Below are 22405 nucleotides of genomic sequence, written 5' to 3'. Positions count from 1 at the left end.
AGAAACAAAGATATTATAGAATCATTCTTTAACTGAAAATGTTATCTTGCTAATATTGCAAGTATATTTTGAGATTCAGATGTGTCATATACGATTAAAAACTCTTTAAACTTAATCTATACATATATGAAATTAGCGACACTTACCCTTTTGGGGATAATATGTACTTGCTTAACAAGTTGTTCTGTAGGTAAGAGTGAAGACGGCGATTTGCCTGTGCTTGATTTGTCCAAAGAATATCCTAAAGAAAAATTGGATATACGCGAGATTGCGGATGTTGAGTATATCCCATTGGAAACTACTGATGAATCTGTTCTTGGAATGGGGTTGGTATCTATGTCTGATGAATATATCATAATCAACTATTTTGGTAACATATTCTTCTTCGATAGGAAAACCGGAAAGTTTCTTTGGAAATTCAATCGAAAAGGAGGTTCGGGAGAAGAATATTCTACAGGAATTATTCTTATTGTCGATTTCCTTTCTGAGGAATGCTATGTTTATGACTGTGTCCGTAATAAAATTCTGGTCTATACCTATCATGGAGATTTTAAGCGCTCTTTTCCTATTAAGAAGGAAGGACTGCTACTAATCCCAACATACAATTATAATAAGGATTATTTGGTAGGATACAACAAATTTACGTCCCGTAGTGATTTCAAACTGTTAGATCCACATCCATATTATTTAATTAGTAAGCGGGACGGAAAAATAAGCCCTTTGCCTATAGACGTTGAGAACTCTATTAATACCAAGTTAGAGCGGAAATTTGTTAAGGGAGGTACATATTCTATTAGTCTTTCTGAAATGATTAATTTGCTGAAAGCTGGTGATGAAACATTTATTGGTGATTTTGCATTGGATACTCTTTATATCTCAAAGGAGCATAAATTAACTCCTGTTGCAGTTCAAAAGCCTGAAGTCTTTTCCTCCGATGTGCCATTAGTTGTTAGTGCGGATCTCTTTACAGATAGTTATATGGGGTTTTACGTTGTTAAAATGAGATATGTTCCGGAAGATCCTTATAAACCTCTGAATGAAGCCCCTTATTTGTATTGGAATCGTAAAACAGGGGAAATCCACCGTTATGAATTATATGACTCTAATATTCTGACAGAGAAAATACTTCGCCCTTTGATGTTTCATACGCAGCTTGATAAGAATCAGGCAATATTTCGTTTTAAAGCTGAATTTCTGGTTGAGCAATATGAAGCAGGTAAGTTGCGTGGTGAGTTGAAAGAGATTGCTTCAAAATTGAATATAGAAGATAATCATGTTTTGGTTTTGTGTAAATTCAAATAGTGGACGAACTACGGCAAGCAGCTTTCTGCTTCGCAGGAACTGAAAGGTACGGCCGACATCATTCTTGCAGACAGAAATGTATTGGAAAGGCTGCTGGCTCCGTTGAGGAAGATAATGGAATATAGCGAATAAGTCAAGTGCAGACCGTTTAAGTGATAAAATCGGATTTTAAAGCGCCGTTTTCTTACGATTATTCGCTTTAATCTCATTTTTTTCTTCAATTTGTTTGGAGTTTATAAAAAAGCCCTTACCTTTGCAGCACAATTAAAACAAAAAAGAGTAATAAAGATATTGAGTTATGAATCTACATACATCTATTAACCTGGCAGTCCTGCATATTATTCGCGTCGTGGTGGTGGCATCAAGAGCGTGAGAAAGGTTATGTATGTATTCGTACGTTAGAAGATAAATTATTAAGCCTTTCTCACAGTAGTGGGGGAGGCTTTTTCATTAAAAAGAAGATTGTAAAATGAAGCATCAGTTACGTAGTTCGTTCAGCACACAAGGTCGCCGTATGGCAGGAGCCCGTGCTCTATGGGCAGCCAATGGCATGAAGAAAGAACAGATGGGCAAGCCTATCATCGCTATAGTAAACTCGTTCACGCAGTTTGTTCCCGGTCATGTGCACCTGCATGAGATAGGACAGTTTGTAAAGGCGGAGATTGAAAAGCAAGGCTGTTTTGCGGCAGAGTTCAATACGATTGCTATTGACGATGGTATCGCTATGGGACACGACGGCATGCTTTATTCACTGCCTTCCCGAGACATCATTGCCGATAGCGTGGAATATATGGTGAATGCCCACAAAGCAGATGCTATGGTTTGCATCAGTAATTGCGACAAGATAACTCCGGGTATGCTGATGGCAGCGATGAGGCTGAATATCCCTACCGTGTTTGTTTCCGGTGGGCCGATGGAGGCCGGCGAGTGGAACGGACAGCATCTCGATCTGATTGATGCTATGATTAAGTCGGCCGACGAAAGTGTAAGCGATAAGGAGGTTGCCAAGATTGAGCAACATGCCTGTCCTACTTGCGGATGCTGCTCGGGCATGTTTACCGCCAATTCCATGAACTGCCTGAACGAAGCGATTGGTCTGGCCCTGCCCGGCAACGGTACGATTGTAGCTACCCACGAGAATCGCAAGAAACTCTTTAAGGATGCTGCCAAACTGATTGTAGAAAACGCAACTAAATATTACGAAGAAGGAGATGACAGCGTACTTCCGCGCAGCATTGCCACCCGTCAGGCTTTCCTGAACGCCATGACGCTGGACATTGCGATGGGTGGCTCTACCAATACGGTGCTTCACCTGCTGGCTGTGGCTCACGAAGCCGGAGCTGATTTCAAGATGGACGATATCGATATGCTGTCTCGCAAGACTCCATGCTTGTGCAAAGTTGCTCCCAATACCCAGAAATATCACGTACAGGATGTGAACCGCGCCGGTGGTATCGTTGCTATCATGAGCGAACTGGCGAAAGGCGGTTTGGTAGACACCACGGTACGCCGTGTGGACGGAATGACGTTGGCCGAAGAAATAGACCAATATGACATCACCAGCCCGAATGTATGTAAGAAGGCAATCAAGAAATACTCCAGTGCAGCCGGTGGAAAGTTCAATCTGGAACTCGGCTCGCAGGATGCATATTATAAGGAATTGGATACCGACCGCGCAACGGGTTGCATCCGCGACTTGGAACATGCTTATAGTAAGGATGGTGGTCTGGCTGTTCTGAAAGGAAATATTGCCCTGGATGGTTGCGTCGTCAAGACGGCAGGTGTGGACGAGAGTATCTGGAAATTTACCGGTCCGGCTAAGGTCTTTGATTCACAAGAAGCGGCTTGCGACGGTATATTGGGAGGAAAGGTCGTCAGTGGCGATGTCGTCGTCATCACTCACGAAGGTCCGAAAGGCGGCCCGGGTATGCAGGAGATGCTTTATCCGACTTCCTATATCAAATCCCGCCATTTAGGAAAAGAATGTGCACTGATTACCGACGGACGTTTCAGCGGCGGTACTTCCGGGCTGAGCATCGGACATGTATCTCCCGAAGCTGCTGCCGGTGGCAATATCGGCAAGATTAAGGATGGGGATATCATTGAAATCAACATTCCGGAGCGCACCATCAATGTGAAGCTGACAGACGAAGAACTGGCAGCACGCCCGATGACTCCCGTCACCCGCGACCGCGAAGTGTCCAAGGCACTGAAGGCATACGCCAGCATGGTAAGTTCTGCCGATAAGGGAGCTGTGAGGTTGATTGATTAATTGAAAATTGAGAAATAATAATATGGAAAACTTAATAACAGGCGCAGAAGCATTGATGCGCTCTCTGGAACATCAGGGAGTAAAGACCATTTTCGGTTATCCGGGTGGCAGCATCATGCCGGTATTCGACGCCTTATATGACCACCGAAAGAATCTGAATCATATCCTGGTTCGCCATGAACAGGGAGCAACCCATGCTGCACAAGGCTTTGCACGTGTATCGGGCGAGGTCGGCGTATGCCTGGTGACCAGTGGCCCGGGTGCTACCAATACCATAACCGGCATTGCCGATGCCATGATAGACAGTACGCCCGTCGTTGTCATTGCAGGTCAGGTGGGAACTGCTTTTCTGGGTACGGATGCTTTTCAGGAAGTGGACTTGGTAGGCATCACGCAACCTATTACAAAGTGGAGCTATCAGATTCGCCGTGCGGAAGATGTGGCTTGGGCAGTGGCACGTGCTTTCTATATTGCACAGAGCGGACGTCCCGGTCCTGTAGTGCTGGACTTTGCGAAGAATGCCCAGACGGAAAAGACGGAATATGTTCCTACCAAAGTAGATTATATCCGCAGCTATCTGCCCGTTCCCGAGATGGAACCGGAAGCTATACAGCAGGCTGCCGATTTGATAAATGGTGCCGAGCGCCCCTTGGTGCTGGTGGGACAAGGTGTAGAGTTGGGCAATGCACAGCAGGAGCTTCGTACTTTCATAGAGAAAGCGGAAATGCCTGCGGGTTGTACGCTGCTGGGACTCTCGGCTTTGCCTACGGAGCATCCTCTGAATAAAGGTATGCTGGGGATGCATGGCAATCTGGGCCCGAATATCAATACCAACAAGTGCGATGTCCTTATTGCCGTAGGTATGCGCTTTGATGACCGCGTGACCGGTAAACTGGCAACTTATGCCACGCAGGCAAAGATTATTCATTTCGATATCGACCCTGCAGAAATAGATAAGAATGTAAAGACAGATGTTGCCGTATTGGGTAATTGTAAAGAAACCCTGGCTGCTGTTACCAAACTCCTGAAACCGGCCAAGCATAAAGAGTGGCTGGAAAGCTTCCTTCCTTACGAAAAAGTGGAAGAGGAGAAGGTGATCCGTCCGGAACTATATCCGTCGGGAGATGCACTGAGCATGGGTGAGGTGATACGTGCTGTCAGCGAAGCTACTAACAATGAGGCAATACTGGTGACGGACGTAGGCCAGAACCAGATGATGTCCGCCCGCTACTTTAAATATACTAAAGAACGCAGCATCGTAACTTCCGGCGGCCTCGGTACAATGGGCTTCGGTCTGCCTGCTGCCATTGGCGCTACCTTCGGACGTCCTGACCGCACGGTCTGCGTCTTTATGGGTGACGGCGGCATACAGATGAACTTGCAGGAGCTGGGAACCATTATGGAACAAAAAGCTCCGGTGAAGATGATTCTGCTGAACAATAACTTCCTGGGTAATGTTCGTCAATGGCAGGCGATGTTCTTCAACGGACGATATTCGTTCACGCCGATGCTGAATCCGGATTATATGAAGATAGCTTCGGCCTATGATATTCCGGCGCAGAAGGTATTTACCCGCGAAGAACTGAAGAAGGCAATCGACGAAATGATTGCGACGGATGGTCCGTTCTTGTTGGAAGCATGTGTGATAGAAGAAGGTAATGTATTGCCGATGACACCTCCGGGTGGTTCGGTCAATCAGATGTTGCTGGAGTGCTGATTTTAAATAAATGGATTATATGGACAAGACATTATATACAATTATCGTTCATTCGGAGAACTTCGCCGGTCTGCTGAATCAGGTGACGGCTGTATTCACCCGTCGGCAAATCAATATCGAGAGCTTGAATGTATCGGCTTCTTCTATCAAAGGAGTACATAAATATACCATTACCGCCTGGACGGATAAAGATACCATCGAGAAGGTGGTCAAGCAGATCACCAAGAAGATAGATGTGCTGCAAGCGCACTACTTCACCGATGATGAAATCTATCAGCACGAGATAGCTCTTTATAAGATAACGACTCCTATCCTGGAGGAGAAACCGGAAATCTCCAAGATTATCCGTAAATACAATGCACGCATTGTAGAGGTGAACGGAGTGTTCTCTATTGTAGAGAAGAATGGCATGAGTGAGGAAATCACGAATCTATATGAAGAGTTGCGCGCACTGGACTGTGTACTTCAGTTTGTCCGTTCGGGTCGCGTGGCTATTACTACCAGCTGCTTCGAGCGTGTCAACGAATACTTGGCCGATCGCGAAGCAAAATATCGTCAAAGCAAACAAACGGAAGAATAATGAGTGAAAACAGTAAGATAGGTACTTATAAGTTCGTGGCCGAACCGTTCCACGTGGACTTTACCGGACGCCTGACAATGGGTGTCCTTGGCAACCATTTGCTGAATTGTGCAGGTTTCCATGCCGGCGACCGTGGTTTCGGCATTGCTACTTTGAATGAGGACAATTATACGTGGGTATTATCCCGCCTGGCTGTAGAACTGGATGAGATGCCCTATCAGTACGAAGACTTTTCCATTCAGACTTGGGTAGAGAATGTCTATCGTCTTTTCACCGACCGTAACTTTGCTCTTATCAATAAGGACGGGAAACGGATTGGCTATGCACGCTCCGTCTGGGCAATGATCAGCATGAACACCCGCAAACCGGCGGACTTGTTGGCTTTGCATAGCGGCAGCATCGTAGACTATGTGTGCGATGAGCCTTGCCCCATCGAGAAGCCCTCGCGCATCAAGGTTGCTTCGACAACACCGGCAGCCTCCGTGAAAGCGAAGTATAGCGATATCGACATTAACGGGCATGTGAACAGCATCCGTTACATAGAGCATATCCTTGATTTGTTCCCGATCGAGATGTATAAGGAGAAGCGTATCCGTCGCTTTGAGATGGCATACGTAGCCGAAAGTTATTATGGCGACGAACTTACCCTCTTCATGGACGATGCCGGCGACGGTGTTTATGAAGTGGAAGTGAAGAAGAATGGCAACGAGGTTGTCTGCCGCTCTAAAGTGATATTTACAGAGAAATAATAGAATATTAATCAACGGTGGCGTAAGCCACAAATAAAAACTGAAACAAAAAATGGCACAATTGAATTTTGGCGGTGTTATTGAGAATGTAATGACCCGCGAAGAATTTCCTTTGGAAAAAGCACGTGAGATTTTGAAAGATGAGACGATTGCAGTAATCGGTTATGGTGTGCAAGGTCCCGGACAGGCTTGTAACCTGCGCGATAACGGCTTCAATGTAATTGTAGGGCAACGCCCGGGAGCTACTTTCGAGAAGGCAGTAGCAGACGGATGGGTACCGGGTGAAACTTTGTTCGGTATCGAGGAAGCTTGCCAGAAAGGTTCCATCATCATGTGTCTGCTGTCCGATGCAGCCGTAATGTCTGTATGGCCTACTATCAAACCTTATCTGACTCCGGGCAAGGCTCTTTACTTCTCTCATGGTTTTGCTATTACCTGGAACGACCGTACCGGTGTGGTTCCTCCCAAAGATATCGATGTTATCATGGTTGCTCCTAAAGGTTCGGGTACTTCACTTCGTACCATGTTCCTCGAAGGCCGTGGCTTGAACTCTTCATACGCTATCTATCAGGATGCTACGGGCAAAGCTTTCGACAAGACTATCGCACTGGGTATCGGTATCGGTTCGGGTTATCTGTTTGAAACGACTTTCCAACGCGAAGCTACTTCCGACCTTACCGGCGAACGTGGTTCGTTGATGGGGGCTATCCAGGGATTGCTGTTGGCTCAATACGAGGTATTGCGCGAAAACGGCCATACTCCGTCGGAAGCATTCAACGAAACAGTGGAAGAGCTGACTCAGTCTTTGATGCCGTTGTTTGCTAAGAATGGTATGGACTGGATGTATGCCAACTGCTCTACTACCGCTCAGCGTGGTGCTTTGGACTGGATGACTCCGTTCCACGATGCTATCAAGCCGGTAGTTCAGAAACTGTATGACAGCGTAAAATCCGGTAACGAGGCTCAGATTTCTATCGACAGCAACTCTAAGACCGATTATCGCGAGAAGCTGAATGCAGAACTGAAAGCATTGCGCGAAAGCGAAATGTGGCAGACGGCGGTTACGGTTCGTAAACTTCGTCCGGAAAATAACTAATTACAGGTTGTACTGGATATATAAAGCCCCCTTCATTGGCGTATTGCTGATGGAGGGGGCTTCATATTATACAGAATATCTTCTCAGTCTAGTTGAACGCTGAATCGTAATATTGTCTATCTTTTATTTTTTTTTGTCTATTTAGAAATTGATAGGTTAGGGGTAAATTTGCAGCGGATAAAGGAATGTGGCAAAGGTATGATAAAACATTAAAGAGTATCAACATGAAAAAAGTAATACTGGCTTTTTATTTATTATTATCGACCTTTTCGTTGTCTGCTCAGACGGCTAAAAGGGAAATCGTTGTAGCACCGGTTCTTTCGGATTTTCCGGTGGAATTTTGCTTGTTGACTCATGGAGATAAGCAGTTTGTAGCTTATTATGCTCCCGATCATCAGATGATGGTAGCTTCCCGAAATATCAATGAAGATAAATGGTTATTTCAACCTCTGCCTTCAAAAATTGGGTGGGACGGTCATAACTCCATTGCAATGAAGGTGGATAGCGACAATCAAATTCATTTGAGCGGAAATATGCACGTGGCTCCTCTGATGTATTTGAGAACCACGAAGCCGTTGGATATTACTTCGTTTGAGGAAATTAATTATATGGTTGGTAAGGATGAAATGAAGGCAACATATCCGGCTTTTATGAATGGGCCGGACAATGCTTTTATTTATCACTACAGAGACGGTGGAAGTGGCGACGGAAATGAGATATTCAATGTTTATGATGTGAAGACTCAGACATGGAGCAGGCTCCTGGATAAACCTTTGACTGATGGTAAGGGACTGAGGAATGCTTATATGAGTGGACCGAGCTTGGGGCCTGATAATTATTATCATTTGGTTTGGGTCTGGCGGGATTCATATCATTGTGAAACAAATAATCACCTTTCGTATGCCCGCAGCCGTAACTTGAAGGATTGGGAGAGTGTGGACGGAAAACGCGTAGAACTTCCGATAACGATTGAACAGGAAGAATTGTGGGTTGATCCGGTACCTGTAAAAGCAGGACTTATCAATGGAGGGGCACAAGCTGGATTCGATAATGAGAACCGTTTGCTTATCACTTATCATAAATTTGATAAGAATGGTAATAATCAGGCATATATAGCCCGGTTTAATCATGGAGAATGGGAAATCAGGCAGATAAGTGATTGGGATTACAGGTGGTATTTCTCTGGTGGAGGTAGTATCGTTTTTGAAATAGGCATAAAGGGGGCTCAAAAATATGGTAATAATCTGGTGAAGGTTAATTATAGTCATGTCAAGTATGGAGAAGGGTATTGGCTGGTTGATGAAAATACCTTGGAGGTGGTTAAGACTGTAACAGTAAAATCTCCGTCGGCGAAGGAGACGCCTATGGATAAACCAGCGCTATCTATGATAAAGAAAACGGTAAATGATTGTGGTAAAGGATTTAAAGGGAAGAAGTTCCGTCTGGAATGGGAAACCTTGCCTCAAAATCGTGATACGATGCGTACAGGAGTGCGCGTTGAGCCGACAATATTGAAGGTTATTGAGGAGACGATTCAGTAATCATAAATAATTATTATAAGATACTTATGAAAAAAGCAGTTGTGTAATTTACTTCTACTTAGGTCAAACAGATGATGCATTTTACACAGATGCATCATCTGATGAAACAGGCTTTGTCTTGCCTGAAAATTCTATGAACTTCCGGTAGAAAGCATGATGCTCTAATGTGGCTGCTTCTCCTAATATTACCAGTTTCATGCGGGCACGGGTGATGGCGACATTCATTCTTCGCAAGTCATTGAGAAAGCCGATTTGTCCTTCTTCATTGGCACGGACAAGGCTGATGAAGATGACGTCGCGTTCTTGTCCCTGGAAACCATCTACGGTATTCACGGTGAACAGGCTGCGATAAGGCCTGAGTGCGGCATCTGCCTTGAGCTTGTTACGGAGATACTGTACCTGTGCTTTGTAGGGAGAGATGATACCGAAATCAATCCGTTCTTCCAGAATCCGGCTTCCGCCAATCCGGTTGATGTAAGCTTTCAGTTCCAGTAACAGTAAATCTGCTTCTGCTTTGTTGATGCGTCCGAATGTCTCGCCTACAAATTCTTCTTTGAAGTCCATTTCCGAAGTGTCTATCCAGCTGATTGCACTGTCCCAATCCAGGATTCCCCGGTAACGTACTTCGGGAGCAGCTTCCAACTCTCCGTTATAGAACCATTGGGATGGAAACTTCATGATGTCCTCGTGCATGCGGTACTGCACCTTCAGCAGAGAGACTACTGCGGGCTTATTGACTACCACTTTCTCCATCAACGTACGTTCCAACCCTCCGCGGGCAGCTTCATAACATTTTATGGTAGGTGGTAGCTGGCAATGATCGCCGGCCAATATCACGCGGTCTGCTTTACGGATGGCAATCCAGCAGGCGGCTTCCAATGCTTGGGCGGCTTCGTCGATGAAAAGAGTACCGAAACGGCGGCCGTTGAGCAGTCGGTGGTTACTGCTTACCAAAGTAGAGGCTATGACGTGTGCCCCATCAAAAAGATCGGCATTGATTTGTATCTCCAGGGCAGTGCCGCGGTCGCGCAGACGACTCATACGACTGCGTACCCCTTCGCGCTCATCGTAACTGCCACGCCGGGCACGTCCGCCGAGTTCGCGGAGATTCTTCCGGATGCTCCACAGTTCCGGGTAGAGAGGATGATTCTCAAAACGCCGTTCGTAGGTAAAGGACAGCATCTTATCATTGACACGGGTAGGATTGCCGATACGCAGCACATTGACGCCTCTGTCCACCAGCTTCTCCGAAATCCAGTCGACGGCTGTGTTGCTTTGGGCACAGACCAGCACTTGCGGTTCACGGTGGAGGGTTTCATAGATGGCTTCTACGAGCGTAGTGGTCTTTCCGGTTCCCGGAGGACCGTGCACAATGGCTACGTCGCGGGTACATAATACTTTGTTTACAGCCGTTTCCTGCGTTGAGTTCAGCCAGGGAAAGCGCACGGGATAAAGTTCACGAAACCCGGCTTTGGCTGTTCCCAATAGAATATCCCTCAGCTCGGACAAACGATTGCCTTTTGCGCGAAGCACATCTTCCAAAGCCTCGAACATCGTTCGGTAGGACGTTTCATCAAAATAAAGTTGTACACCGAGGTTTTCTGCTTCTTGTACTTCCATGATGGCGCCTGCTCCAGGCATCACCACTACCATCCGTGCTTCATCTGCATAACTGACAGTGGCAATAAAATTCATATAGGAGATTCTTCCATCAGCAGACTGACGGAAAAAACAAACGGGGCGACCGAACTCAAAATTATGTTCTATATCAGTATTTTCACTACGTGTAATCTCTATTACTAACTGATTCAGTGAATTATAGTAACTTCGTCCCGGAGTGGCAGGATACCAGCAAAGGCCGCGTTTCACTTTTCGGGCAACACCCATATTTTCTGTTTGCCGCTTAAATTCCTCCTTTTCGTATTCGTACTCCATACGCAGCAGGAGTTGATGCTTCTGGAGATGTATGGTGGGACTGTTTGAATCTTCTTCTTTCATGGCTGCAAAGGTAATAATTCTTCGCTTTCGGTGGAAGAAATGCTTTATTTTGTTAAACTTTTCCTGCTTTTCATTTGTTTATTATATTAATTTGTAATCTTTACAATATTGAAAAACAAAACAAATAGTGGTTATGGTTTATGACTTAGTGATGCTTAAAGCGTTTTATGCTGCTTATGCTCAGAAAATAGAACGCGTTCGGAACGTACTGCAACGCCCAATGACGTTGGCAGAAAAGATTTTGTATGCTCATTTATATAATGAGAAAGAAGTAAAGGACTATAAGCGGGGAGAGGAGTATGTGAATTTCCGTCCTGACCGTGTGGCTATGCAGGATGCAACGGCACAAATGGCCTTGCTGCAATTTATGAATGCGGGGCGCGACCGGGTGGCAGTTCCTTCGACGGTGCATTGCGACCATCTGATTCAAGCCTATAAGGGTGCAAAAGAAGACATTGCAACAGCTACCAGGACGAATGAAGAGGTTTACAACTTCCTCCGTGATGTCTCTTCCCGCTATGGCATCGGCTTCTGGCAGCCGGGTGCAGGCATTATCCACCAAGTGGTGTTGGAGAATTATGCTTTTCCGGGAGGCATGATGATTGGAACAGACTCTCATACCCCTAATGCCGGCGGATTGGGAATGGTAGCTATCGGTGTAGGTGGTGCCGACGCGGTAGACGTAATGACCGGCATGGAATGGGAATTGAAGATGCCTCGGTTGATAGGGGTGCACCTGAAGGATAAATTGAGCGGTTGGGCTGCTCCTAAAGATGTAATTCTGAAGTTGGCAGGCATTCTTACGGTAAAAGGCGGTACGAACGCTATTATTGAATACTTTGGTCCGGGAACGGCATCGCTTTCTGCTACCGGAAAGGCGACTATCTGTAATATGGGAGCGGAAGTAGGCGCTACCACTTCTCTCTTCCCGTACGACGAACGTATGGCTACGTATTTAAAGGTAACCGGACGTGAAGAAGTTGCAGAACTGGCTACTTCCGTAGCTGCCGACCTTCGTGCCGATGAAGAGGTACTGGCAGATCCGGAGAGATACTATGACCGTATCATCGAAATAGATCTTTCTGACTTAGAACCCTATATAAACGGTCCGTTTACTCCGGATGCTGCCACACCTATTTCGGAATTTGCAGAAAAAGTATTGCAGAACGGTTATCCCCGTAAGATGGAAGTCGGCTTGATAGGTTCCTGCACAAACTCTTCTTATCAGGATTTGAGTCGTGCTGTTTCTCTGGCCCGGCAGGTTACGGAAAAGGATTTGCATGTAGCTGCTCCTTTGATTGTCAACCCCGGTTCTGAACGGATACGCGCTACTGCGGAACGTGACGGAATGATAGAAATTTTTGAGAAAGTAGGTGCCATCATTATGGCCAATGCCTGCGGCCCTTGCATCGGACAGTGGAAACGTGAAACGGATGATCCTACCCGCAAGAACTCCATTGTAACTTCTTTCAATCGTAATTTTGCTAAACGTGCCGATGGTAACCCGAATACTTATGCTTTTGTCGCTTCTCCCGAACTGACAATGGCGCTGACTATTGCCGGTGATTTGTGCTTCAACCCGTTGAAGGATACATTGGTAAATGGTCGTGGCGAGAAAGTGAAGCTTTCCGAACCCGTAGGTGAGGAATTGCCTCCACAAGGTTTTGAGTCTGGGAATGAAGGATACATTGCACCGGCTAATGTCAAGAAAGACATTGTAGTCGATCCGCACTCACAGCGTCTGCAATTACTGACACCTTTTCCTGCTTGGGATGGAATGGATTTACTGAACATGCCTCTGCTGATTAAGACACAAGGCAAGTGTACTACCGACCATATCTCGATGGCAGGTCCGTGGCTCCGCTTCCGCGGTCACTTGGAAAACATTTCGGATAATATGCTGATGGGGGCTGTCAACGCTTTCAATGGAGAAACGAACAAAGTATGGAACCGTTCTACCAATACCTATGGAACCGTATCCGGTACGGCGAAGCTTTATAAATCGGAGGGAATTCCTTCTATTGTTGTGGCCGAGGAAAACTATGGCGAAGGTTCCAGCCGCGAACATGCTGCTATGGAGCCGCGTTTCCTGAATGTGCGTGTTATCCTGGCAAAGAGTTTTGCCCGCATCCACGAAACGAATCTGAGGAAACAAGGCATGCTGGCATTGACTTTTGTTGATAAAGCTGATTATGACAAAATTCAAGAGCACGACCTGCTTTCCGTTATCGGACTGAAAGACTTTACTCCGGGACACAACCTGCATGTCGTTCTTCACCACGAAGACGGTAGTAAAGAAAGTTTTGAAGTACAACATACTTATAATGAACAGCAGATAGGCTGGTTCCGTGCCGGTTCTGCACTTAATGCAAGATAGAATATGGAAAAAATTACCGTACCTTTTATAACAGGTGATGGAGTGGGGGCGGAAGTGACCCCATCCATGCAGACAGTTGTGGATGCAGCTCTTAAAAAAGCCTACAATGGAGAGCGAAGCATCGAATGGAAAGAAGTATTGGCCGGAGAACGTGCTTTCAACGAGACAGGCTCCTGGTTGCCGGACGAGACGATGGAAGCTTTCCGTACTTACAAAGTAGGTATCAAAGGTCCGTTGACAACGCCTATCGGCGGTGGCATCCGTTCATTGAACGTGGCGTTGCGGCAGACACTCGATTTATATGTTTGCCAGCGTCCCGTACGTTGGTATAAAGGAGTGGTTTCGCCGGTGAAAGAACCGCAGAAAGTGAATATGTGCGTGTTTCGTGAGAATACGGAAGATATTTATGCCGGCATCGAATGGGAAGCCGGTACACCGGAAGCTGAAAAGTTCTATCGTTTCCTGCACGATGAGATGGGAGTAACGAAAGTCCGTTTCCCGGAGACTTCTTCGTTCGGTGTGAAACCTGTCTCTAAAGAGGGAACGGAACGCCTGGTGCGTGCAGCCTGCCGGTATGCACTCGAACATGGTTTGCCTTCCGTGACGTTGGTGCATAAAGGAAACATCATGAAGTTTACCGAAGGCGGTTTCAAGAAGTGGGGTTATGAATTGGCAGAGCGTGAGTTTGGCAAAGAAATAGCCGACGGACGCCTGGTGATTAAAGATTGTATAGCTGATGCCTTCTTGCAGAATACGCTGCTCATTCCTGAAGAGTATTCCGTCATTGCCACTCTGAACCTGAACGGAGATTATGTTTCCGACCAGTTGGCTGCTATGGTGGGTGGCATCGGTATTGCTCCCGGGGCAAATATTAATTATAATACGGGGCATGCCATCTTCGAAGCTACTCACGGAACTGCCCCTAATATTGCAGGAAAAGATATTGTGAATCCTTGTTCTATCATTCTCTCCGCAGTGATGATGCTCGAATACCTCGGTTGGAAAGAGGCGGCATCCTTGATAGAAGAAGCGTTGGAAAAAAGCTTCACCGAAGCCCGTGCTACTGCCGATCTGGCTCGTTTCATGCCTGGTGGCGTTTCTCTGCCCACTTCCGTGTTTACCCGCGAGATAGTGAAAAGAATAGAAAAGTAAGAATAACGATTAAAACGAACGAATTATGAAAAAGGAGTATTTGATTTACAAGCTGTCCGAGGATTTGAAAGAAGCTACCCGGATTGAGAACGAACTGTTCAAGAAGTTTGATGTGAAGCGCGGTTTGCGTAATGAAGACGGGACGGGTGTGCTGGTCGGTCTGACCAAGATTGGTAATGTAGTAGGCTATGAACGTATTCCCGGTGGTGGTTTGAAACCGATCCCCGGTAAATTGTTCTATCGTGGCTACGATGTAGACGACCTGGCACATGCCATTATCAAAGAAAAACGTTTCGGCTTTGAAGAAGTGGCCTATCTGCTGCTTTCCGGTCGCTTGCCCGACAAGGAAGAACTGGCATCTTTCCAGGAGTTGATTAATGACAATATGCCGTTGGAGCAGAAGACCAAAATGAATATCATTGAACTGGAAGGAAACAATATTATGAACATCCTGGCCCGTAGCGTACTCGAAATGTATCGTTTCGATCCGGCTGCCGATGATACTTCCCGCGATAATCTGATGCGTCAGAGTATCGAGTTGATATCTCAGTTCCCTACTATCATTGCTTATGCCTATAATATGCTTCGCCATGCTACTCATGGACGTTCGCTGCACATTCGTCATCCGCAAGAGAATCTTTCCATTGCCGAGAACTTCCTTTATATGCTGAAAAAAGACTATACGCAATTGGATGCCCGCACGCTCGACTTACTGCTGGTATTGCAGGCAGAACATGGTGGTGGTAATAACTCAACTTTCACTGTACGCGTCACTTCATCGACCGGAACAGATACTTATTCGTCCATTGCCGCAGGTATCGGTTCCTTGAAAGGCCCGCTTCATGGAGGAGCCAATATTCAGGTAGCCGACATGTTCCATCATCTGCAGGAAAATATCCGGGACTGGACGAATGTGGACGAAATAGATACTTACTTCACCCGCATGCTGAATAAGGAAGTCTATAACAAGACCGGACTAATCTATGGTATCGGCCATGCCGTCTATACCATTTCAGATCCCCGTGCCGTCTTGTTGAAAGAGCTGGCTCGTGACCTGGCTCATGAAAAAGGCAAGGAACGTGAATTTGCATTCCTGGAATTACTGGAAGAGCGTGCCATCGCTACATTCGGTCGCGTGAAGAATAACGGTAAGACGGTTTCGAGCAACATTGACTTCTATTCCGGCTTTGTATACGAAATGATCGGATTGCCGCAAGAGATCTTCACTCCTCTGTTTGCTATGGCTCGTATCGTGGGCTGGTGTGCCCATCGTAACGAAGAGTTGAACTTTGAAGGCAAGCGTATTATCCGTCCGGCATATAAGAATGTGCTGGAAGAGGTTTCTTATATTCCTATAAAGAAACGATAGTAGTAACAAATTGAAAGTGTCTCAGAATAGTAGAACCAATCTATTTTGAGACACTTTTTGCATTATTTCTTGTAGCGCAACTGGCGTAATAAATTCAATCCTTTCTTTATGATATGTTTCTATTTCCGAAACAATCTCTATTAACTTTTTCTTCTGGCGCAAAAATGTTCTTTTTTTGTTCCTTGTTTTTCGTATTGGGTAGTGGATATTTTAGATAATTTCATTAATAGTTGTCTCCCTTTGCTTCCTGGTTCCTATCTCAGAAATGAATGTAATTCCTGGTCTCCTATAATACTCCGATATTTGCAATATGAGATTTGGGTGAGCCGTATGGCTTGATATACATATCTCATATCGTAAATTCATAAAACCAGTTAATGAATTGATTTCAATTACACCTGAGGTTGTGGGAGTTTTTCTCCCACAACCTTGCTTTTGTAAAAGAGACATTTGCTGCAATGGCAGTTCCTTCTTCTTATTGCTTGATAAGTGGGATTGCTGTGGGAAGTTGGTTATAGCGTTTCAATGATCTTTTTTTGTTGTTGGAAGTAGGCGATGCGTTGGGCTTCTCCGCTTCCTGTAATCAAAGTGGAATGCCTTCTTAAGGATTGTATCCATTCTTTTTGTATCTGGCAGATGTAAGGACTTTGAGAATCCATGGAGTTGATAGAGAAAACTCTGATGAGGCTGATTTGAAAGTCTTGCTTGCTGATGAAGCTATAGGTTGCTTCGAAGTTAATATTCGAGAGATAGATGTAAAGTTCATTGTCTTCATTGAATTTGCCTTTGACAGATAAGTATTCCAGTTCAATGAGCAATTGTTGTAATTCCTCTTTTAAGATTGCGACGTCTGTACTGGAAATCAGTCCCAACTCTGCAAAATACTTTATCTCTTTTACAAAAGAGTAGAAAATGCATGTATCCCATATGAAGTATGTTTTTCTATTCATCTTTATATTTTCACCCAGCTTCTTGTGTGCATTGATAATTTTCTCCGGTGCTTTCAGGTCAGACAAGGAATGCGGGGTTTTTATTTTTCCGTTTTGATACATCCATCGGCATAAACGGAATCTGGAAAGATAATCATAAGAGGAATAGAGAGTAAATGGAATGGTATTGGAGGCTGTATATATTTCAGAACTGTTGTCTCCTTTGGTAAAATGAATGAGTTGCAGATAGCGGTCTATAATTTCATAATAACTTTCAAAAAGATCTTGTGAATATAATAAATTCAAATCAAAAGTAACCCGGTTTGACAAGTGATTACCTATGACTTGATCGATGGAGATGCCCAGACTGGTAGATATCGTTGCTATTTCATCAAAGGTGAACGCTACTTCCCCGCGCAGTCTGCGATAAATGGCTTCTTTCCCTATACATAGGGTTTCAGTCAGGTAGTTCGCTAAATTCTGTCCTTGGGGAAGTCTTTCTTTCATCTTACGAATCAAGTCATTTACGATATAATTCTTCATCTCAATTTTCTTATTTTAGTTGGTAAATGCGTGCCCTTATTTGGAACTTGCAAATATAGAGGTTGTGAGCGAAATATTAATGCTTTGTACCATGTATAGATTGAGAATAGTCTTTCTAATTTGGAAAAAAAGAGATGCTTAAAGTTGTATATGATGAAAAAGAGCTTCAAATACTTGCAGAAATTGCGATAATGGAAACAAAAAAAGAGCAGCGTTGCGTTTACCGAAAATCGCAATTACAATGTGTTGATAACCTCTCGTTGCTGCTTGAAGAATTGAATTCGTTGCATTTCTCCGCTTTCAGATATCATCGTCGAGAACTTCTTTAGTGATTGAATCCAATCTTTTAAGCTGGAAAATATTCCTTTGTCTTGTGTAGTGATTGAATTGATGGAATATATGCGAATCATACTGATTTGTAATGAATTTGTTTGCAGGTAACTATAAGTAGCTTCGAAATTCATATTTGATATATAAATCTTTACGTCATTGCCCGTTTCGGATTTACCGCGGGTAGACAATACTTCCAACTCGTCTATTAATAGGAATAAATCTTCTTTGATTTTGTTTTTATCTTCTTCTGAAAGCAGATGGATATTGCAAAAATACTGGATATCATTGACCAGATGCTGGAAAATCATATTGTCCCAGATATAAGCAGTAGAACGAATATGTGATGTCATATGAGCAAATTCTCTTTGCATGTTCACTAACTTTTGTGGGATTTCGAGTGATTTAAAGCATTGGCAGTTTATGCTTTCATTCTGGTACATCCATTTGTAAAACCGGAACTTGGACAGACTGTCATACTTCAGCGACAGAGTCTGAGGGATGATGTTGGAGGAAGTTCCCATTTCAGAACTGGGATCGTCTTTGATTGAGTGGAAGATCTTCACGTCTTTTTCCAAAATAGAATAATAGGTTTCAAAGGGATCTTTATGGTCTACTATATTTATGTTGAATACAGCATTGTCACGAAAACTTGTACCTATAATTTGATCTAGCGATATACCTAACTTTCTGGAAACAATGCTTGCTTCCATCATCGTAAAAGGTACTTCGTTTCTCAGACGGCGGTAAATAGCCTCTTTACCTATGTAAAGAATATCCATTAAGACATTGGCAAGATTATCTTTAGGGGAAAGCTTTTCTTTTACGGCGTTAATTAATGCTGCGTTTAATTCATTTGTTATCATAATCTTTGTGTAAGTTGATGTCATTCATATAACACTTTTAAGAATGTATTTGTTTCGAAAAACGTAAAAAATCCATTGAAAGGGATGATATTGGCGGAAAACGTAATAACGTAACGAGGAATGTTCACATGTAGAAAGGCGTAAGATTGGCAATGTTTCTTTTAAGTCATAGAAATACATTAACTCTGATGTAACTTTGCCATGCTATTTAAAGATTCCTTTATCTTATTTAGAGGATAAGAAAAACGATAATTGAAATGTGTGATAAAAAACAAATAGATAATAACCCTGAAGTAATTGTAAATGGTGATATCCCTGTTATTAAAGATGTATATGATCCGTTGACGGGTTTGCGTGACGGCACTATTACACCAAATGCTCCTATTGTGGTCACTGGGGAAAATCTGTGTTTGTCCTTGCCCGAAAATATGGTTTTGGGCCTTTCTCCTGCCGAAAACAGTGAACAGCTGATTAGGATTAAGACAGTGTGTAAGCATACTGATACCCAAGTGTTGATAGTTCTTCCTGATTTGCTTCCGGGAACATATCATCCGGTGATGGAAATACGCATGGAAGGAAAAGTTTGTTCAACTTATATACTGCCGGTACTATGGACAGTGCGTGATGAAGGGAATTCCGTTTATCTTCTCCGGAGGGACCGGAGTATATTGATTTGACGGGAATATTCTTAAAATGTCACGATAAAACGTTTTTAATTTCGTGCGTTTTCTCTATATTTGCTGCATCTAAATGAAAGAGTATGGATCAGGAATCCTTTCAACTGTTTTTAGGTGCAATGAGTATAGTGGCGCTTTTAGTTTTTGTTGCACTCTATTTTGTCAAAGCCGGTTACGGAATGTTTCGTACTGCTTCGTGGGGAATTTCAATCAACAATAAGTTGGCTTGGATACTTATGGAAGCACCGGTGTTCTTTGTTATGTTCTGGCTTTGGGGTAGGAGCGGAACCGGTTTTTCTATTCCCCAATATATATTTCTTTTGTTGTTTCAATTGCATTATCTGCAACGTGCCTTTGTTTTCCCTTTCTTACTAAAAGGTAAAAGTCGGATGCCGGTTGCCATCATGCTGATGGGTATTGTATTTAATGTACTAAATGGAATGATGCAGGCTGGCGGACTGTTCTATTTTGCCCCGGATAATTTGTATGCCGGTGGCTGGACGTATCTATTGCAGTTTCATGCGTTAATAGGTCTTATTCTGTTTTTTCTCGGTATGGGTATTAATTTGCATTCCGATCATATCATCCGTCATCTTCGTAAACCGGGAGATACCAGGCACTATCTGCCTGAAAAAGGATTGTACCGCTATGTGACATCTGCTAATTATTTCGGTGAATTGATTGAGTGGGCCGGTTTTGCTGTATTGACGGCTTCTCCGGCTGCCTGGGTGTTCGTATGGTGGACATTTGCTAATCTGGTGCCGCGTGCCAATGCCATTCATAGGCGTTATCGGGAAGAGTTCGGGGCTGCTGTGGGATGCCGGAAGCGGATTATACCTTTCATTTATTAAGTGAGATATTATGGAATCTAAGCTATTTACTCCCATTACTTTGGGACCATTGACATTGAGAAACCGTACGATTCGTTCTGCTGCTTTTGAAAGTATGTGCCCGGGCAATGTTCCCTCGGATATGTTGCTCGATTACCATCGTTCGGTAGCTGCGGGTGGTGTGGGGATGACGACTGTTGCCTATGCGGCAGTAACCCAAAGCGGATTATCTTTCGACCGTCAGCTATGGATGCGCCCCGAGATTATTACGGGGTTGCGGCGTATAACGGATACAGTGCATGCCGAAGGGGCTGCTGCCGGTATTCAATTGGGGCATTGCGGGAATATGTCTCATAAAAGTATTTGTGGCTGCCTCCCCGTGGGAGCTAGTGGAGGCTTCAACCTTTACTCTCCGACTTTTGTCCGTGGGCTTCGTGCCGATGAACTTCCGGGGTTGGCTCGTGCTTATGGTCGTTCTGTGAATTTGGCCCGAGAAGCCGGTTTTGATTCGGTGGAAATACATGCAGGGCATGGTTATCTGATCAGCCAGTTTTTGTCTCCTTCAACTAATCATCGCAAGGATGAGTTTGGCGGTTCGTTGGAGAACCGGATGCGGTTTATGGATATGGTGATGGAAGAGGTGATGAAGGCTGCCGGTAACGATATGGCTGTTCTTGTGAAGATGAACATGCGTGATGGCTTTCGTGGAGGTATGGAGATAGACGAAACGATGCAGGTGGCCAAACGCTTGGAACAATCCGGTGCCCATGCGTTGGTACTGAGTGGTGGCTTTGTCAGTAAGGCTCCGATGTATGTGATGCGGGGAAAGATGCCTATTCGTTCCATGACCCATTACATGACTTGCTGGTGGTTGAAGTATGGAGTACGAATGGTTGGCAAATGGATGATCCCCAGTGTACCTTTCAAGGAAGCTTATTTTCTGGAAGATGCTTTGAAATTTCGTGCGGAACTGAAAATGCCGCTTGTTTATGTAGGAGGATTAGTTTCGCGTGCCAAGATCGATGAAGTGCTGGACAATGGCTTTGAGGCAGTGCAAATGGCGCGTGCTTTGATTAATGAACCGGATTTCGTGAACCGTATGCTTGCTGAGGAGAATGCCCGTTGTAATTGTACGCACAGTAATTATTGTATTGCGCGGATGTATTCCATAGAAATGGCTTGTCATCAACATTTGCAGGAGGAACTTCCGGCTTGTCTGAAAAAAGAAATAGAGAAATGAAACTTGCTATTATCACCGGTGCCGATGGCGGTATGGGTACAGAAATAACACGGGCTGTGGCAAAAGCAGGATATCAGGTCATTATGGCTTGTTATCATCCGCAGAAAGCCGAAGGAGTGAAAGAGACGTTGATACATGAAACCGGCAATACATGCATTGAAGTCCTGGAGCTTGATTTATCCTCTCTTTCGTCGGTTGCTTCATTTGCTGAAGCCGTTTTGAAACGTGGAGAACCGGTGGAGTTACTGATGAATAACGCCGGCACAATGGAAACAGAACGTCGTATGACTGAAGACGGATTGGAGCGGACGGTCAGTGTCAACTATGTTGGACCTTGGCTGCTTACACGTAAACTGTTACCTTTGATGAGGGAGGGTAGCCGCATTGTAAATATGGTATCTTGTACTTACGCCATCGGGTGTTTGGACTTCCCGGATTTCTTTTTTCGGGGTAGAAAGGGGAGTTTCTGGCGTATTCCGATTTATAGTAATACGAAACTGGCATTGACATTGTTTACAATAGATTTGGCTAATCGGTTGAAAAACAATGGAATTGTTGTGAATGCTGCCGATCCCGGAATTGTTTCTACCGGCATTATCCGTATGCAGATGTGGTTTGATCCTTTAACGGATATTTTTTTCCGGCCTTTCATCCGCTCTCCACGTAAGGGGGCTGCCACAGCTATCAGCTTATTACTGGATGATGATGGAGGAAAACGTACAGGAACTTTAAACGCAAATTGCCGCGTAAAGAACCTCTCAGAAAAATATACTCGGCATGTGCAGATGAAAGAACTTTGGGATAAGACGGAGCAAATTGTAGGGAGGTGGTTATAAA

The 22405-nt window shown here is 44.5% G+C and carries 17 protein-coding genes; 14 read left to right on the top strand and 3 right to left on the bottom strand.

Annotated features, from left to right (window positions below):
- Positions 1 to 126 precede the first annotated feature (126 nt).
- From AAE250_RS17435 to AAE250_RS17405, 7 genes are all read left to right on the top strand, one after another.
- A complete protein-coding gene (locus AAE250_RS17435) occupies positions 127 to 1302 on the top strand; it encodes a 6-bladed beta-propeller (RefSeq protein ID WP_294601288.1) in 1176 nt (391 codons plus the stop codon).
- Positions 1303 to 1771: 469 nt separating this feature from the next.
- Positions 1772 to 3574 carry a dihydroxy-acid dehydratase gene (gene ilvD, locus AAE250_RS17430; RefSeq protein ID WP_294601289.1) on the top strand — a complete coding sequence of 601 codons (1803 nt, stop codon included), beginning with the start codon at positions 1772 to 1774 and terminating at the stop codon, positions 3572 to 3574.
- Positions 3575 to 3596: 22 nt separating this feature from the next.
- Positions 3597 to 5291, top strand: a complete 1695-nt coding sequence (gene ilvB / locus AAE250_RS17425; protein ID WP_294601290.1) for a biosynthetic-type acetolactate synthase large subunit — start codon at positions 3597 to 3599, stop codon at positions 5289 to 5291.
- Between the two features lie 19 nt (positions 5292 to 5310).
- Entirely contained in the window at positions 5311 to 5871 is a 561-nt protein-coding gene (ilvN, locus tag AAE250_RS17420; protein ID WP_294601291.1) for an acetolactate synthase small subunit, read from the top strand.
- Positions 5871 to 6620, top strand: a complete 750-nt coding sequence (locus AAE250_RS17415) for an acyl-[acyl-carrier-protein] thioesterase (protein ID WP_294601292.1) — start codon at positions 5871 to 5873, stop codon at positions 6618 to 6620. Before ilvN ends, AAE250_RS17415 begins: the two co-directional genes overlap by 1 nt.
- Positions 6621 to 6672: 52 nt before the next feature.
- The gene (gene ilvC, locus AAE250_RS17410) at positions 6673 to 7716 is read left to right on the top strand and encodes a ketol-acid reductoisomerase (RefSeq protein ID WP_294601293.1); all 1044 of its coding nucleotides are present in this window, start codon (positions 6673 to 6675) and stop codon (positions 7714 to 7716) included.
- A 224-nt stretch (positions 7717 to 7940) separates the two neighbouring features.
- The gene (locus AAE250_RS17405; RefSeq protein WP_294601294.1) at positions 7941 to 9257 is read left to right on the top strand and encodes a BNR repeat-containing protein; all 1317 of its coding nucleotides are present in this window, start codon (positions 7941 to 7943) and stop codon (positions 9255 to 9257) included.
- Positions 9258 to 9338: 81 nt separating this feature from the next.
- Here the strand turns inward: AAE250_RS17405 and AAE250_RS17400 are convergent, their stop codons facing one another.
- Positions 9339 to 11255, bottom strand: a complete 1917-nt coding sequence (locus AAE250_RS17400; protein WP_294601295.1) for an AAA domain-containing protein — start codon at positions 11253 to 11255, stop codon at positions 9339 to 9341.
- Between the two features lie 133 nt (positions 11256 to 11388).
- On the opposite strand from AAE250_RS17400, the gene AAE250_RS17395 reads away from it, so the two are divergent.
- From AAE250_RS17395 to AAE250_RS17385, 3 genes are read left to right on the top strand one after another with little or no spacing between them, the layout of a single operon-like run.
- Positions 11389 to 13632: an aconitate hydratase gene (locus AAE250_RS17395; RefSeq protein ID WP_342289181.1), complete on the top strand. Its 2244-nt coding sequence runs from the start codon at positions 11389 to 11391 to the stop codon at positions 13630 to 13632.
- A gap of 3 nt (positions 13633 to 13635) precedes the next feature.
- Positions 13636 to 14784 carry an NADP-dependent isocitrate dehydrogenase gene (gene icd, locus AAE250_RS17390; protein WP_294601297.1) on the top strand — a complete coding sequence of 383 codons (1149 nt, stop codon included), beginning with the start codon at positions 13636 to 13638 and terminating at the stop codon, positions 14782 to 14784.
- Between the two features lie 25 nt (positions 14785 to 14809).
- Positions 14810 to 16153 carry a citrate/2-methylcitrate synthase gene (locus AAE250_RS17385; protein ID WP_294601298.1) on the top strand — a complete coding sequence of 448 codons (1344 nt, stop codon included), beginning with the start codon at positions 14810 to 14812 and terminating at the stop codon, positions 16151 to 16153.
- 512 nt (positions 16154 to 16665) lie between these two features.
- Here the strand turns inward: AAE250_RS17385 and AAE250_RS17380 are convergent.
- Complete coding sequence (locus tag AAE250_RS17380; protein ID WP_294601299.1) at positions 16666 to 17625, bottom strand: hypothetical protein; 960 nt, start codon at positions 17623 to 17625, stop codon at positions 16666 to 16668.
- Positions 17626 to 17861: 236 nt separating this feature from the next.
- The gene (locus tag AAE250_RS17375) at positions 17862 to 18821 is read right to left on the bottom strand and encodes a hypothetical protein (RefSeq protein WP_294601300.1); all 960 of its coding nucleotides are present in this window, start codon (positions 18819 to 18821) and stop codon (positions 17862 to 17864) included.
- A 257-nt stretch (positions 18822 to 19078) separates the two neighbouring features.
- Here AAE250_RS17375 and AAE250_RS17370 point away from each other — a divergent pair, with 257 nt between their 5' ends.
- From AAE250_RS17370 to AAE250_RS17355, 4 genes are all read left to right on the top strand, one after another.
- On the top strand, positions 19079 to 19498 hold the full coding sequence (locus AAE250_RS17370) for a DUF4469 domain-containing protein (protein ID WP_294601301.1): 420 nt from the start codon (positions 19079 to 19081) through the stop codon (positions 19496 to 19498).
- An 83-nt stretch (positions 19499 to 19581) separates the two neighbouring features.
- On the top strand, positions 19582 to 20349 hold the full coding sequence (locus AAE250_RS17365) for a DUF1295 domain-containing protein (protein WP_294601302.1): 768 nt from the start codon (positions 19582 to 19584) through the stop codon (positions 20347 to 20349).
- 10 nt (positions 20350 to 20359) lie between these two features.
- A complete protein-coding gene (locus AAE250_RS17360) occupies positions 20360 to 21568 on the top strand; it encodes an NADH:flavin oxidoreductase (RefSeq protein WP_294601303.1) in 1209 nt (402 codons plus the stop codon).
- Positions 21565 to 22404: an SDR family oxidoreductase gene (locus AAE250_RS17355; RefSeq protein ID WP_294601304.1), complete on the top strand. Its 840-nt coding sequence runs from the start codon at positions 21565 to 21567 to the stop codon at positions 22402 to 22404. Before AAE250_RS17360 ends, AAE250_RS17355 begins: the two co-directional genes overlap by 4 nt.
- The last annotated feature ends 1 nt before the right edge of the window (position 22405 follow it).

Source organism: Bacteroides sp. GD17, from assembly GCF_038448625.1.
In the GTDB taxonomy this organism is placed as follows: domain Bacteria; phylum Bacteroidota; class Bacteroidia; order Bacteroidales; family Bacteroidaceae; genus Bacteroides.
Note: the sequence above shows the minus strand (reverse complement) of the source record. Positions and strands in the feature narration are given on the sequence as shown.